The 15018-nt window shown below is 42.7% G+C and carries 16 protein-coding genes and 1 pseudogene; 8 read left to right on the top strand and 9 right to left on the bottom strand.

Translation table 11 applies throughout. The annotated features are described in order from the left end of the window. Positions 1-35 precede the first annotated feature (35 nt). The 5 genes and pseudogenes from H6F92_RS14570 to H6F92_RS14550 form a co-directional block, all read left to right on the top strand. A complete protein-coding gene (locus tag H6F92_RS14570) occupies positions 36-1313 on the top strand; it encodes a glycosyltransferase (RefSeq protein WP_190358486.1) in 1278 nt (425 codons plus the stop codon). After that, positions 1300-2091, top strand: a complete 792-nt coding sequence (locus H6F92_RS14565) for an MOSC domain-containing protein (RefSeq protein WP_190358485.1) — start codon at positions 1300-1302, stop codon at positions 2089-2091. The genes H6F92_RS14570 and H6F92_RS14565 overlap by 14 nt, the downstream gene beginning before the upstream one ends. 356 nt (positions 2092-2447) lie before the next feature. Continuing rightward, positions 2448-3509 carry an Mrp/NBP35 family ATP-binding protein gene (locus H6F92_RS14560; RefSeq protein ID WP_190358484.1) on the top strand — a complete coding sequence of 354 codons (1062 nt, stop codon included), beginning with the start codon at positions 2448-2450 and terminating at the stop codon, positions 3507-3509. Between the two features lie 219 nt (positions 3510-3728). Continuing rightward, a complete protein-coding gene (gene rodA, locus H6F92_RS14555; RefSeq protein ID WP_190358483.1) occupies positions 3729-5009 on the top strand; it encodes a rod shape-determining protein RodA in 1281 nt (426 codons plus the stop codon). A gap of 246 nt (positions 5010-5255) precedes the next feature. Next, a pseudogene (locus tag H6F92_RS14550) lies at positions 5256-5474 on the top strand (DUF2283 domain-containing protein); the annotation flags it as partial. A 135-nt stretch (positions 5475-5609) separates the two neighbouring features. On the opposite strand, the gene H6F92_RS14545 reads toward H6F92_RS14550, so the two are convergent. Then, entirely contained in the window at positions 5610-5864 is a 255-nt protein-coding gene (locus H6F92_RS14545) for a DUF7219 family protein (RefSeq protein WP_002771824.1), read from the bottom strand. 98 nt (positions 5865-5962) lie between these two features. Next, entirely contained in the window at positions 5963-6907 is a 945-nt protein-coding gene (locus H6F92_RS14540; RefSeq protein ID WP_190358482.1) for an NAD(P)/FAD-dependent oxidoreductase, read from the bottom strand. Between the two features lie 97 nt (positions 6908-7004). Between H6F92_RS14540 and H6F92_RS14535 the strand changes: the two genes are divergently transcribed. Both H6F92_RS14535 and H6F92_RS14530 read left to right on the top strand, forming a co-directional pair. Next, positions 7005-7832, top strand: a complete 828-nt coding sequence (locus H6F92_RS14535) for a YaaW family protein (RefSeq protein WP_190358481.1) — start codon at positions 7005-7007, stop codon at positions 7830-7832. 1 nt (position 7833) lies between these two features. Further along, a complete protein-coding gene (locus H6F92_RS14530) occupies positions 7834-9108 on the top strand; it encodes an O-antigen ligase family protein (RefSeq protein ID WP_190358480.1) in 1275 nt (424 codons plus the stop codon). An 803-nt stretch (positions 9109-9911) separates the two neighbouring features. Here the strand turns inward: H6F92_RS14530 and H6F92_RS14525 are convergent. From H6F92_RS14525 to H6F92_RS14505, 5 genes are all read right to left on the bottom strand, one after another. Beyond that, positions 9912-10808: an AEC family transporter gene (locus H6F92_RS14525; protein WP_185239018.1), complete on the bottom strand. Its 897-nt coding sequence runs from the start codon at positions 10806-10808 to the stop codon at positions 9912-9914. Positions 10809-10857: 49 nt separating this feature from the next. After that, positions 10858-11457, bottom strand: a complete 600-nt coding sequence (locus H6F92_RS14520; protein ID WP_190358479.1) for a Uma2 family endonuclease — start codon at positions 11455-11457, stop codon at positions 10858-10860. A 143-nt stretch (positions 11458-11600) separates the two neighbouring features. Next, on the bottom strand, positions 11601-11942 hold the full coding sequence (locus tag H6F92_RS14515) for a HepT-like ribonuclease domain-containing protein (RefSeq protein ID WP_190358478.1): 342 nt from the start codon (positions 11940-11942) through the stop codon (positions 11601-11603). After that, positions 11929-12237, bottom strand: coding sequence for a nucleotidyltransferase family protein (locus tag H6F92_RS14510; RefSeq protein ID WP_002733690.1), 309 nt, complete (start codon positions 12235-12237; stop codon positions 11929-11931). The genes H6F92_RS14515 and H6F92_RS14510 overlap by 14 nt, the downstream gene beginning before the upstream one ends. A gap of 46 nt (positions 12238-12283) precedes the next feature. After that, positions 12284-13144, bottom strand: a complete 861-nt coding sequence (locus H6F92_RS14505) for a formylglycine-generating enzyme family protein (protein WP_190358476.1) — start codon at positions 13142-13144, stop codon at positions 12284-12286. 278 nt (positions 13145-13422) lie between these two features. On the opposite strand from H6F92_RS14505, the gene hisH reads away from it, so the two are divergent. Next, positions 13423-14061 (top strand): imidazole glycerol phosphate synthase subunit HisH, encoded by a 639-nt coding sequence (gene hisH, locus H6F92_RS14500; RefSeq protein WP_190358475.1) that lies wholly within the window; start codon positions 13423-13425, stop codon positions 14059-14061. Here hisH and H6F92_RS14495 read toward each other — a convergent pair. Continuing rightward, positions 14050-14823 (bottom strand): ABC transporter ATP-binding protein, encoded by a 774-nt coding sequence (locus tag H6F92_RS14495; RefSeq protein ID WP_190358474.1) that lies wholly within the window; start codon positions 14821-14823, stop codon positions 14050-14052. The two genes, hisH and H6F92_RS14495, sit on opposite strands and share 12 nt — an antisense overlap. A gap of 14 nt (positions 14824-14837) precedes the next feature. Then, positions 14838-15017, bottom strand: coding sequence for a hypothetical protein (locus H6F92_RS25535; RefSeq protein WP_422392762.1), 180 nt, complete (start codon positions 15015-15017; stop codon positions 14838-14840). Between the last annotated feature and the right edge of the window lies 1 nt (position 15018).

Below are 15018 nucleotides of genomic sequence, written 5' to 3'. Positions count from 1 at the left end.
AATCTTTTTATTGCCAGCTATCTGCAAGGAAATCTATGAAAATTGTCATCCCGATCGTGTTTTATCGCAAAGGAGGAGTAGAAAGAGTCATTATCTCTTTAATACCTAGCTTATTAGAATACGTCGAACAAATTATTATCGTCCTCCCTCCTAATGACATTGAATATTTTAAGTCTTTAATGCACGATTCCGATAAACTTATCTACGAAGATTTTAATTTTTACCCCCAGAGTTCTGAAACAAAATTAATCTATTTTTATGGTCTTCTAGCGAATTTTTACAAAACCCTAAGACTGAATTCTATTCATCGTCTTTTCTCTCGTAGAATTGAACTTTTACGCATCGAAGCAAGAATTAATCAGATTATCAAGCGTTACCAAGCTGATCACTGTTTGTATGGGATGACTAATCGGATTTCTCCCCCCAATGTCAAGGTTACTTTAAGTGGCATTATTTATGATGTCTTTTGGCAATTTGCTCCCTTAACTTACTCAGAATCCTATCAAGAAACCTACAATGAAGTCTTAAAAGAATGGTTAGATAAGGCCGATCTACTCTTCACAATTTCTCAAAAAACTAAAGACGATGTTTTAAAAGTTTTTCCCAATGCTACCTATGCCAGTAAATTAAAAGCTGTACCCTTAGCGGGATTTATCGATCAGTCTCATCCCAAGAGTGATTTAGTCAAAAGCGAGCTAGTTACTTTTTATTTTCCCTCCTCTTTTGGTATCTACAAAGATCATTTAACTTTGCTCAAGGCAGCAATTACACTAGCGAAAAAAGGTTTAAAATTTCAAATAGTTTTTATCGGTAAAGAAACCGATAATCTAGTTAGTGGAAATCTGCAATTGTCTCAACAGTCCAAAACCCAAGAATACCAAGACTATCTCAAAGAATGTACCCAACTTTATCAGGAAAATAAAGAAATTTTCGAGAGTCATATCAAGGGATTAGGTTATCAAGACTATGAAACCTTGCAATTTTATTATCAAACCTGTTCCTGTGTGGTATTTCCCTCAAAATACGAAGGTTTTGGATTAGCAATAGCGGAAGCCATTTTACAAGGTATTCCCGTTATTGCTTCCGATTTAGAAGTGTTTCAAGAACAGGTAGAATTATATAATTGTCCCGAAAGAGTGCAATTCTATCATAGGGGAGATGCGGACAGTTTAGCTAATTGTTTAGAACAATTTATACTCAATCCAATTCCTCGCTTGTTACCCGAAGATATTCCCAATAAAATTAATCTCTGGACGTGGGAAGATGTGGCTAAAAAATATGTAGAACTACTGAAAGAAAATGCAGGTTACTGATCTCTATATCTACCCGATTAAATCCTGTCGAGGTATTCAATTATCCCAAGCTGAAGTGACTCCTAAAGGTTTACTCTGGGATCGGGAAATGATGTTAGTGGATGCCGAGGGTAAATTTATCACTCAAAGGCAATATCCGCAATTAGCTACCGTTTCTGTCACGATTACAGGAGATAATTTTTCTCTGAAAACATCTCAAGATTCCCTAACTTTTTGTCCTAATTTCACAGGAGAAAAAAGAGCGGTTCAAATCTGGGAATCTCAAACCATAGCCATGGATCAAGGGGATGAAATCGCCGAATGGTTTGAGAAAATTCTGGACATTCCCTGTCGTTTAGTGCGACAATCTCCCGATTATCCACGTCCTGCAAATCCTCGCTATGCGGGGAACGATCATACTCCCGTCAGCTTTGCCGATGGTTATCCAATTTTATTAACTAATACTGCTTCTTTAGAGGACTTAAATCGGCGTTTAGTTGCACCAGTGCCGATGAATCGTTTTCGACCTAACATTGTTATTAGTAGCGATCGAGCTTTTAGCGAAAGTAGTTGGCAAAAGATCACAATTGGAGAGATAAATTATGCTCTGGTTAAACCCTGTAGTCGCTGTATTATCACCACCACCGATCAAGAAACAGGTAGGAGAAATCCCCAGCAAGAACCTTTAAAAACCTTAAGCACTTTTCGCAGTTTCCCGGGGGGAATTATGTTCGGAGAAAATGTCATCCCCGAAAAGACGGGTACAATTAAAGTCGGCGATCCTATTACCGTAATCTAGGGAAATGGGGGTTATCAGTTATCAGTTATCAGTTATCAGTTATCAGTTATCAGTTATCAGTTATCAGTTATCAGTTATCAGTTATCAGTTATCAGTTATCAGTTATCATTAAACAGATGTGAGCTTTCAGTTCACTGATTAAGTACCTAAGCAAAATTAATTACACATATCTAACCCCGCTCTTGCCTTTTGCCTTTTGCCTCTTGCCTATCTTCACTAGGAAATTAATTTTGCACGACTACTTACTGTTCACTGTTCACAGCAAAAAACTCCCCACTCCCCACTGATAACTGTGCGGACATCAAGGTTAAGATAAATAACCATAAGAACAATACTTGACTAGAGACACTGAAACCATGCCCCTTGATACCGCCTCGATTTTAGAAGTATTACGTCCCGTTCAAGATCCAGAACTGCAAAAAAGCCTAGTGGAATTGAACATGATCCGCAATGTGGCGATCGATGGCGGAAAAGTTAGCTTTACCCTAGTTTTGACCACTCCCGCCTGTCCTTTGCGCGAATTTATCGTGGAAGACTGCCAAAAAGCCGTTAAACAGCTGCCCGGTGTGGAAAGTGTCGCTGTGGCAGTAACTGCCGAAACCCCGCAACAAAAAGCTTTACCCGATCGCCAAGGCGTGGAGGGGGTTAAAAATATTATCGCCGTTTCCAGTGGTAAGGGCGGTGTGGGAAAAAGTACCGTGGCTGTCAATATCGCCGTCGCCTTGGCTCATTTAGGGGCAAAAGTGGGGCTATTAGATGCGGACATCTACGGCCCCAACGCCCCGACAATGTTGGGCTTAAATGACGCACAAGTGACGGTACAGGGCGCAAATGGCGAGATATTGGAACCCGCTTTCAACCATGGCATCAAAATGGTTTCCATGGGCTTTTTGATCAACCCCGATCAACCGGTAATCTGGCGCGGTCCGATGTTAAACGGCATTATCCGTCAGTTTCTCTATCAAGTCAATTGGGGCGATTTAGACTATTTAATTGTCGATATGCCTCCCGGTACCGGGGATGCACAATTGACTTTAATTCAATCGGTCCCCCTAGCGGGTGCGGTGATTGTCACCACTCCCCAGACGGTTTCTTTAATTGATGCGCGTCGGGGTTTAAAAATGTTCCAACAGCTAGGGGCGCGGGTTTTGGGTATCGTGGAAAATATGAGTTATTTTATCCCCCCAGATCAGCCCGATCGCTCCTATGATCTATTTGGGTCCGGTGGTGGGGAAAAAACCTCGCAAGAATTGGGCGTTCCTTTACTGGGATGTGTGCCTCTGGAGATATCCCTCCGGGAGGGCGGTGATACTGGCGTACCAGTGGTTTTGGGGCAACCGGAATCGGCCTCAGCTAAAGCCCTGATAGCGATCGCTCGTCAGGTGGCGGCGAAAGTATCCCTAGCAGCCTATAGTTAGGGTTTGCGGCAAAAAGTTTTTCGGTGGGGGCAGGGTGTGGGGTGTAGGGTGTAGGGTGTAGGGTTTTACCCATTTTCAGGGAAAAAGTCCCTAAATTTTCCCCCCGATCACTCCAAGGGCCGGTGCTTTTGGATTTCAAAAAGGTCTAAAAGTCTTATCGAACAATGTTTTTAGATTTATTGAGCAAACCCTAGTTAGTTAGTAAATGTGGGGAGAGAAATGGTGAGAAGACAGTCCCTTATTAGTAGGAAACTAAGGGGTTTTAATGAGCGGTTTAGCTTCATTTTCCGGGATATAGCCCAAATTGATTGGCTTTTGTTCGTTTTGGTGACGGGTTTAACCGTTTTCGGTGGTTTAATGATTCGTAGTGCCGAAAGGAACACCACTGCTCTCGATTGGTGGCAACACTGGTTATTCGGGGCCGGGGGAGTGGCGATCGCTTTATTTCTGGCCCGTTGTCGTTACGAAAGTCTGCTGAAATGGCACTGGTTAACCTACCTTCTCACCAATCTCTCCCTAATCGCGGTAATTATCCTAGGGGTGACGGCGAATGGGGCGCAAAGTTGGATTAATATCGGCAGTTTTAACGTGCAACCGTCGGAATTTGCCAAGGTAGGTTTAATTATCACCCTGGCAGCCCTCCTACATCATCGTCCCGCCGATAATCTTTTTGCGATCGCTCGTGTCTTTGCCGTCACTGCCATCCCCTGGGTGTTAATTATGGCGCAGCCGGACCTGGGGACAGGATTAGTCTTTGGGGCAATTACCCTAGGCATGATTTACTGGGCTAATGCGAAACTGCCTTGGATGATTATCCTCTTATCTCCCCTCGCATCGGTTTTTCTGTTTAATTTACTTTTTCCTGCTTGGATTGTTTTAGCAATTATTATCGGTGTTCTTGCTTGGTTTACCCTTCCCTACCGTTTTTTATCTACTTTCCTCGTGGTGGCAGCTAATCTGGCAGTGGGTAAATTAGGCGAGGTTTTTTGGGGTTTATTAAAAGAATATCAAAAAGATCGTTTAACCCTATTTCTTGACCCAGAAAAGAACCCTTTGGGGGGAGGTTATCAATTAATTCAATCCCGCATTGCCATCGGATCTGGAGAATTATTGGGACGGGGATTACACCAAGGCACCCAAACCCAATTAAATTTTATTCCCGAACAACACACCGATTTTATCTTCTCCGTAGTCGGGGAAGAATTCGGTTTTGTCGGCAGTATTCTAGTTTTAATAGCTTTCTGGTTAGTTTGTTGGCGTTTGTTAGTCATTGCTAATACTGCTAAAGAAAACTTTGGTTCTTTAATAGCGATCGGTGTTCTCTCGATGATCGCTTTTCAGGCAATTCTTAATATTAGCATGACCGTGGGATTAGCCCCGATTACAGGGATTCCTTTACCCTGGTTAAGTTATGGACGTTCATCTTTATTAACCAATTTTATTGCCTTGGGTTTAGTGGAATCCGTGGCTAATTATCGCCCCCGTAAGCGTTTGTACTAAGTAGTCGTGCAGTTATCAGTTATCAGTTATCAGTTATCAGTTATCAGTTATCAGATTTGAGTTTTAAGTGACAGAGTATGGCTCTTCTTGTTTCTGTGTCGTGAACTATAAATTGTCCCTTGACAAGATAGTTAAATAGTGTGATAGTGTGGTTTCTCAAGGGGTTGTGTCGTGAACTATCAATTGTCCCTCCACTTTTAAAGTCACTTACTCTCTCGGCAAAATTAGCAAGTATTGGAGAACGCCATGAAAGTGACCTATGATCCAGTCGTTGATGCTCTCAAAATCACCTTAAGTAATGTGCCGATTGCAGAAAGCGACGAGCAGAGTCCGGGGGTGATTCTAGACTATGACCAGTCAGGGAACGTGGTGGGGTTAGAAATCCTCAATGCTCAGGAGCGGATGGACAATCCCCAGTCTTGTGAATATTCGATTCTGACCACTAAACCGGAATTAGTCGCCACTTACCAAGTCCCAGTCTCTCAGAATACTGCCAGCTATGGCGAGAAAGCGCTGAGACAACTTTAAGAACTACTTGACCCACTTTTGTTACTGTGGCAGTTTAGATACTGTTTACTGATCACTAAAAAACCCCATCTCTCAATCTCCGTCATCCTCAAAATGATTAGCTAGTAGGAATTTTTGACTGGTATTCAACTCTTGCCAAAGCTGGTTAATTTTCTCGTAAGCTTCCGTGGAGGTAAGCTTTCCCCCCGTGTGTAAACCAGCGATAAAAGAGACTCTCAGGGCGAATTCCTGCAAATTAGCGTTAAAAACTAAATTTTGTGGCGTGAATAAACCCCTGTAGCTGGTTTTAGGGTAGAGAAAGTTATCTTTAGAATTGAATTTTTCCATTGTGACCAACCCCCCAGTATAGGATACCTACATTATTATATATTTAACCTTTTGTTAACTTAAGCTTAACCTAAGAATTTAAACCTGTCTCTAGATTCTTAAGAGAGTAGCTGCTGAACTTGATTAGCTGCCGCTATCCCAGAAGTTAAGGCCGTTTCTAGGGAAGAATTTCTCGATAAATCTCCCCCTTGACACCAATCACCACAGGCAACTAGAGGTAAAGGACTATTAACACTTAAACAGGGTACAGCTAAACCCTGACGGACTAAAGCATAACGCCAACGGTGCAGCTGAGACCAATCGGGGAGAGGCAAAGAAGCACGAGAGAGCAAATCTAGCTTAACTGCTTCTAAATCCTCGCTATCGAGATATTTAACCGCAAAATCTCCACTACTATGCACAACAAAGACATAATCAGGGGATGATTGCCGTTTACTGCTATCAAGTCCTAACCAAGCGATGGTGGTAGAGGGAGTAACTGCGGGTAAATAATCGCCATAACCTGCCATTACCGTTAAACAGGGGTCGTAAACGATTGATCGCAATTCTGGCATAGTAGTTATACAAGAGTTTTCTAACAATAACGCTGCTTGCGGGGCGGGAATAGCCAGGACAATCACCGAAAACTCCCCCCGAATTTGACCGTTATTGTTTAAAACCCATTTTCCCTGACGATTTTCCAGACGAGTAACCAGAAAATCTCGTTCAATTTCTAAACCTTGAGCTAAAAATTTCGCCACGCTATTGATGCCAGAAGGAGCAACATAGCTAGAATCAAACCAAGAAGTAACTATATTCTCTCTCAGGAGATTATCAATTAAAGCCGCCGTTTTTTCGCCCTGAACAGTCAAAAAAGGCAAGCCATGATCCACAGCCATCTCTTGATTAGCTCGATTAACCCGTCGCGTGGCTAAACGACCACCAATGCCTCTAGACTTATCAAATAGCTTAACAGTATAACCTCGATCGCACAACTGACGAGCGCAGGTTAACCCGGCTAAACCCGCACCAATGATCCCAACCTTAAGCGAAAAATTTGTCACTAGCCTTCCTAATCCTGTGAACCCTTGAGTTAATATTAGTAGTAATCAGCACTAGAGAAACTGATTTGATTATTGGGGCTGAGGAGGACAAACCACATTGGACGAATTACGCACAGCTTTGGAGTTAGCCACCGAGGAGGAACTGCAGCAAATCACTAACATCCTCTTTTGCCGTCGTTTTAACCCTCTCGATTATCTACGAGCGCCGGACGCAATCGCCGTTCAAAGTCAAGATTGGGAAAGTTGGTTAGATAGCGTCGAGGATCGTTTTCGTTACCTGGCTGCCGATGGTGTGACAGTATTAAAGGGTCAAACGGAAAAAGTTAGTTATCGTCAAATTCTCGTTCGTGTCTGTCATTTCCTCAAGGTTCCCTACTCCCAAAAAATGCCGACAACGGAAATTGAAGCGGAAATCTATCTTCACCTCGTTAACAAAGCTTGGAAACGTCTCCCCCCATCGGAACAAAAATCCCTCTCGATTCAAATTCAAAAAGCACTCGCGGATTCCCACACTCCCCAACCCTTACCGGTTCACCTACAACACAATCCCCTCGATATAGTCCTCAAAGGCAGTAGCGTCATCGCCGTTAATTCTATCCTGAAACCGATTCTGCTCAAACATATCGCCGGGCAGTTCGCTCTCCATTTTGTCCGCTATCAAGGGGCAAAAACTGCCCTAGTCCAGGGTGGGGCAATTGTTAATCAAATCGCCCTACAAACGGCTAAACAGGGCATGACTAGGGCGGCAGCCCGCTACGGAGCGGTCAGAACCGTGTTAAGCTTGGCAGGACCGGCTTTATGGGGTTGGTTTATTGCTGATCTCGGTTGGAAAGCGATCGCCACTGATTACGGCCGGATTATCCCGACTATTTTTGCCCTTGCCCAAATTCGTCTGACTCGTGAGGATTGTTGGCAACCTGCATAGCATGAAAAAGATTTTTTGTCAAGGGTGGGAGTGGAATTTAATACTTTTTTCAGTTTTTATCGCCATGATCCTGCCGGAGTTGGCGGGTATCGGCATTATTATCGTGTTAATTAGGGTTTTTACCGGCAATTTTCGGGCAATTATCCAGTCACGTCTTAATCAAGGTCTCGGTGTCGTCACTCTTTGGTTGATGATTAGTGCCAGTCTTTCCCCAACTCCGGGGGATGCTTGGATTGGTTTAGGAAATTTTCTGCCTTTTTTCTTCTTTTTTAGCAATATTCGGCAATTAATTAAAAAACCCTCTCAATTGCGTCAACTAGCTTGGGTGATGGTTATTCCCTCGGTTTGGGTAGTGGTGATGGGATGGGGACAAATTTTTCTCGGTTGGCAAAAACCGGAAGCATTAAAAGGGATTTTTACCTGGCCCTACGGAGCGGGGGGCGAACCTTTAGGGCGAATGTCTTCGGTTTTTATGTATGCTAATCTTTTGGGGGCTTATTTACTGATAACTCTGATTTTAGCCCTCGGTTTATTAATTCTAACTTGGCGGCAGTGGCACAGACAAAGAAATAACCTTTTAAATCTCAAAATCGGGTTTTTAACTTTAACTATATTTATCGACAGTGTAGGGCTATTTTTAAGCAATTCTCGCAATGCTTGGGCCTTAGCCTTTTTAGGTTGCCTAATTTTCGCCCTTTATCTGGGTTGGAATGCCTTAGTCGCTGGTTTTGTCCTCTTGGGAGGGGTGATTTCCCTTGCTTCTTGGGGACCAAATCCTTTCAGGGATAGTCTGCGTTTTTTGGTTCCTAGGGCGATTTGGGCGCGATTATCCGATGAAATGTTCCCCAATCGCCCTCTAGCGACTCTCAGATCAACTCAATGGCGTTTTACTCTAGAAATGACCCAAGAAAGACCCCTATTCGGTTGGGGATTACGCAGTTTTACACCTCTCTACGAAAAAAGTCAGGGATTATGGTTAGGTCATCCCCATAATTTATATTTGATGTTAATGGCAGAAACGGGAATTATTGGCTTAATTTTATTGTCTGTTTGGGTGGGTTGGATTTATGCCCAAGGGTGGCGTTTATTTATCTTTCTAAGGCAACAAAAAGCCGGGGGTGAGTTAATTATCTTTACCTATCTGGTGGCCTTTGGTGCTTGCGTTTTATTTAATCTCGTCGATGTCACCCTCTCCGATGTCAAGATTAATACTATTGTTTGGTTTCTCTTGGCTGCTATTGCCGGGGTGAGTCAAAGGTTAAATTATGAATTATGAATTGGGAAGTGGGGAAGTGGGGAAGTGGGGAAGTGGGGAGAATAAATAAAAATAATCTCCTGAATACTGACTCCTGACTCCTGATACTAAATCTGGTTATTAAAGACTGATTATTTATTCCCCTTTTTGCATGAGTGCATGAGCAGAAAACGGGTTTCTCCGAGAAACCCGTTTTCTGTGCGTTACTCAACGGATTTAGTATGAATGCTGAATTCTAACCCCATGGTAGATGTTGGATTTTTGCAGGAGTTCTATTTTCCGACAAAGATAAGCAAAAATTATTTATTGACTCCACAAACTTGAGAATATTTAAATTAACATTTCGCAATATTTACAAATTCTTAAGAATTAATTGAGAAAGATTTTTATTTAACAACGATGTTATGATGGTTACAGCGATTTTACTGAATTTCATAATGGGTTATTCTGTGCTTTTTTGGGCAGCAATGGTTGAAACCCTTGCCACACCTACAAGGTGATCCTAATTAGGACGGGTAAATCAGTCAATTTCACCCACAACGATGATCTTTTTTTTGTGTAGTTTTATTGCAAAAAAAAAGTTTTTTTGACAAAAAGCACAAAGTATGATATTAACCCGACGTATTTCTGGCTGCCAGTAGTTATTGCAGAGTGGGAGTTGTGGAGAAGGGATAAGGGAGTGCTGGAGTTAACAAAACGAAAACTTCGCACCTCATCATTAAGATAACTGCTATATAGCGGTTCTCACATCTGTGTGGCATACTTAAACCTTTGCCGATTAAGCTTTTCAACATAGATAATGTACCTCTTGCGAACAGGAAACGCTATAAATAGACTTTTAATAACCACAGAAAGAAAGGAATAGTCAGAAAACTAGCAAGGGTAGTGACCACAACTGTGCGGGCCATTAAAGTGGCTGAACCACCGAATTCTGTGACTAAAATGACAGTATTAACGGCGGTGGGCATGGCACTCTGTAGGATGAGAATTTTTAGATCCATACCAGTTAATCCTAAACTATTGCCGATCGCAAATGCCAAAAGAGGAGCGACTAAAAGACGCAAACCGGCCCCTAATAATTCTAATTTACCGATCGCTAATTTTTGCTGAGATAATTGGATACCTAGGATAATTAAAGCCAAAGGAATTGCCGCTTGTCCTAGATAGCTAATACTTTTATCTAATTGCAGGGGAAGATGAAAAGAGAAAGTTTGAAAGCTAATGCCGATAAAAATTGACCAGATTAAGGGCAAGCGAAAAACTAAGCGAAATCCTGAAAGAAAGCTTTTTCCTCGCAAATAAGCGGGACTAATACCAAATAACAGAATACTAGAGCCAATCATATAGATTATCGCTCTTTCCAGTCCAGCCGCACCCAGGGCAAAACTAGCCACAGGTAAACCCATATTACCGTTATTGGGCATCACAGCGGCAGCCATGAGGCTTTTGCGGGTATCAGCATCGAGACTAAGACAATAGGCGATAATTTCGACGACAATTGCTATTACCAGTGAGATAAGAGCAAAGCCTAGGAGAATTAAACCGATATTACTGCCGGATAAAGTGGTGCGATAGAGTCCATCAATCACCAAAGCGGGAGCAAGAATATACACCGTGATTTGGGAAAGGGAATGCACTTCAACAGTGAGAATTTTTCCTGCTATCACACCGATGAGGATGATAAAACCCACTGGAATAATAGCGGAGAGGATGACAAGCATTAATCAGGTAAAAAGTAAATAGTAAACAGAAAAAAACTGATCTGATTTTTTAACAGATTTCTGTTATATCTTCATATAAAGATTTGATCGCACAGTGAAAATCGATACTAGCTAGATAAATATCTGCTCCTTTGCTGTAGGGATAAAGAACCCAGAATCCTTCGTCATTGCGACGAAAACAATCCACACTGATGCGTTCTTGACTGATAAGAACGTATTCTTCTAAAGTTTCAAGGGAACGATAGTCGGCAAATTTATCGCCCCGATCTCGCTTCGCGAGCGCGTTGCGAGCAAAGGCAGCAGTAGTGGGGGATAATACTTCTACAATCAAGCGCGGATAACGGATAAAATCTTCCGAGAAAGACTGATTATCTCGCGAGTCGCAAGTGACTACAAGATCGGGATAAAAATAACTATTAGCTATTTCTAGACGAACTTTCATAGCTGTGGCATAGACAAGACAACCACTACCCCGCAGCCGGTTTTTTAAAAGTGTGACTAAGTTGATAATAATCATACCGTGGGCTTTACTTGCACCAGCCATGGCGTAGGTTTGACCGCGAATATATTCGTGTTTATCCTTGGCTATTCTCTCCGTTGCTAAATAATCTTCCGGGGAAAGATAGTTATGGTCAAAGTTAGCAATCATTTGGTTAAATCACCTTTATTGTCTCTAAAATCAATTCTAACTCTCGATCGAGGAGCGGTACATTTTCAAAATTTGACCATAAGTCTGATTTAAAGTGAGTATTTCTCTTTCATTTTACCGAACCTCATCAAAGATATCACTAATCAAGTATCTTGTGTGGGCAATAAAGGTATTAACAAGTTCAATAGTTCAGGAATATTCCGTCGAATAACCTGCCAGACGATATCAAGATCGATCCGATCATATTGATGGGCGATAATATCTCGCATACCGGCGATGTCGTCCCAAGGAATTTCTGGATGTTGTTTACGAAATCCAGGGGATAGGCGCTTGGTAGCTTCTCCCATAATAGTAATTTGATAGAGAATCGCGGATTGGGTGCGTAAATCCGATTCTAGTATTTCCCGATCCAGTTGCTCGGCAAATTGTTGAGCTAATTGACCGGCTCGGACAATATCTAGTAAAAAAGCCTTATCCCGCCACATAAATCACTTGCGCTGTCCCTAAAATCTCTCGTTGACGAATCCAATTATGACTCTGCTCGATCGATTTTTTCGTTAGCAAATCAACTTTCCGTCCCAATAAATTCTCTAATTCCCGTTTCATCCTCGAAAACTCCAGAAGTCCCCAAGAAACACTATCTTGGAAACTGACCAGTATATCAATATCGCTGTCTGGACGAAAATCTTCCCGCAAAACCGATCCGAATAAACACATTTCAGATATCTGCCATTTCTGACAAAATTCGCTGATTATTTGCTGGGGTAGTTCTATTTTCAATTTTTTCACCTCCCTGTCACCGGTAATCAGTGATCGGTTTTCAGATTTAAGGAGAATTATCGCTAACAACACGAAAACCGATATCATAGAGTCCAGCAGTAGCCAAAAATTTGACCCGGTAGGCCGAGCGACATTTGTTAGGGCCGTCATTCCAGGAACCCCCGCGTAAAACTCGTCTGTCCCTATCTTCTATTGTGGCTGCTTCGTAGTTATCGCGCCAGTAATCTGCACACCATTCCCTGACATTTCCGTGCAAATCGTAGAGTCCGAAAGGGTTAGCGACGGCAAACATTCCCACCGGTGTGGTTTCCCTGCGATCGCATCCTAGGGAACCTTCCCCATAACGACCATAACTGCACACTTTGCCGCCATAATCCCAGTCCACCCCGGAATAGTTGGCTAAATCAGTGGAAATTGTCAGGCCAAAGTGGAAGGGGGTTGATGTACCACCCCGACAAGCGTATTCCCATTCTTTTTCTGCGGGTAAACGATAATTCAGTCCCGTGAGACGGGATAGGCGATCGCAAAATTCCACCGCTTCCCACCAGTTAATTTGTTCTACTGGGCGATCGTAACCTTCAAAATGGGCCGGATAGGGATTAAGTTCAATATTTACCGGTTCTAATTTTGCCACCTCGCGCCATTGTCGTTGGGTAATTGGGTAGCGACTCAGGCAAAAAGCCTGAACATTAACCGGAGATTGGGGACTTTGACTCAATTTCCAGCCTAACTCGCTTTTGGGCGCACCGATGAGGTATTGACCGCTAGGGATAGAAATCATTTCTAAAAAGGTTTTTTTGCTTAAAAAATATTTATAACCTCGATTAGTGACTTTTTCCCGTTTAATTTCCTCACCTTTGCCATTGACAGTGACCACCTCATCGGTAAAATCTAACCATTCTCCCATTCTGCACCCCTCTATCGGTTATCGGTTGATCGGGTTAAGCTGCGGGCCAAGAAAAATCTCGCAACCCACCAGTTTAAGAATAACAAGACTTCGATCGATCACCTAGAGACTGTTCGTATTGGCGACAAGGGTGGGAAAAGGGGTTGAGCGATTATGTATAGCTGATTACAAATCAGCCGGTTGCAGGTTCAAATCCCATGGAACAACTTTTGAGTCAAGACCTAATTTAGTAGTGTGATTGCTCTAAAATAGGGTTATCGCTTGTTCAGTATATAGCAATGACCTTAATCGCTGTCATCGATTATGACATGGGAAATCTGCACTCTGCCTGTAAAGGACTGGAAACCGTGGGTGCAGTGCCGAAAATTACCGATTCTCCCCTGGATATCGAAAAAGCTGACGCTATTGTCTTACCCGGAGTCGGTTCTTTTGATCCTGCTGTCCGGCAAATTCGCAGCCGTCATCTCGAAAAACCGATCAAAGCGGCGATCGCTAATGGTAAACCTTTTCTCGGTATCTGTCTCGGTTTACAAATTCTCTTTGACTCATCAGAGGAAGGACAAGAGGCGGGTTTAGGGGTTATTCCGGGGACAGTGCGCCGTTTTCGCTCGGAACCAGGCATTACCATTCCCCACATGGGTTGGAATCAATTAGACTTCACCCAGCCGGATGATGCTCTTTGGCAGGGATTACCCCCGCATCCTCACGTCTATTTTGTCCATTCCTATTATGTCGATCCCCTTGATAGTCATCTAACTGCCGCCACCGTCAGCCACGGCAGTCAAACGGTGACAGCAGCGATCGCTCGTGATCGTTTGGTAGCGGTGCAGTTTCACCCCGAAAAATCCTCGACTAATGGCTTAAAAATTCTGGCTAACTTTGTTGAACAGGTGCAAAAATTAGCTTTAGTCTCCTAAATAAGCCTTTAAAACCCGCTCGTTTTTTTGGATTTCGCTGGGACTGCCATCGGCTAAATTTGTCCCTTCTGCTAATACCCAAACGTGGTGACAAAGGGACATAATCACATCCATATTATGCTCGATAATCAAAAAGGTAATTCCCTGACGATTCCAGGGGATTCCCTGACGATTCCATTCGATAATATGGTCGCTGATTTGACCGATTAAAGTGGGATTAACTCCAGCGGCTGGTTCATCTAATAAAATTAATTTTGGCTCGGTCATTAGCGCTCGGCCAATCTCTAATAATTTACGCTGTCCTCCCGATAAAGCCCCCGCATAATCCTGCGCTTTCTCTACCAGACCGATCGAATCTAATATGTCCAAAGCTTTGGCACGATTTTCCTGTTCCTGTTGGCGAATTTTTGCGCCCTGAAACCAGACTTTAAGAAAATTTTCTCCCGTTTGCCCCGGACTAGCTAAGAGCATATTTTCTAACACCGTTAATCGGGATAATACCCTTGCTACTTGAAAAGTTCTCACACATCCTTTCAGGGCAATTTGATAGGGGGGCAGCTGATGAATCGGCTGACCATCAAGAAAAACTTCCCCTTTATCTGGGCGAATAAAATTAGATAAAAGGTTAAAAAGTGTGGTTTTTCCGGCCCCATTTGGTCCGATTAACCCGGTGATGCTGCCCTGCGGCACATCCAAATAAGCATTATTGACGGCGCGAATGCCCCCAAAACTTTTCGATAATCCTTTGGCAGAAAGTAACATATATAAATTATGAATTATGAAGTGTTATCAGTTAACAGTAAACGGTGAACAGTAATCGATGAACTGAAAACTGAAAACTGAAAACTGATAACTGATAACTGATAACTGATAACTGATAACTGATAACTGATAACTGATAACTGATAACTGATAACTGATAACTGATAACTGATAACTGATAACTGATAACTGATA

Origin of the sequence: Microcystis wesenbergii FACHB-1317 (genome assembly GCF_014696875.1) — a bacterium.
Taxonomy (GTDB): domain Bacteria; phylum Cyanobacteriota; class Cyanobacteriia; order Cyanobacteriales; family Microcystaceae; genus Microcystis; species Microcystis wesenbergii_A.
Note: the sequence above shows the minus strand (reverse complement) of the source record. Positions and strands in the feature narration are given on the sequence as shown.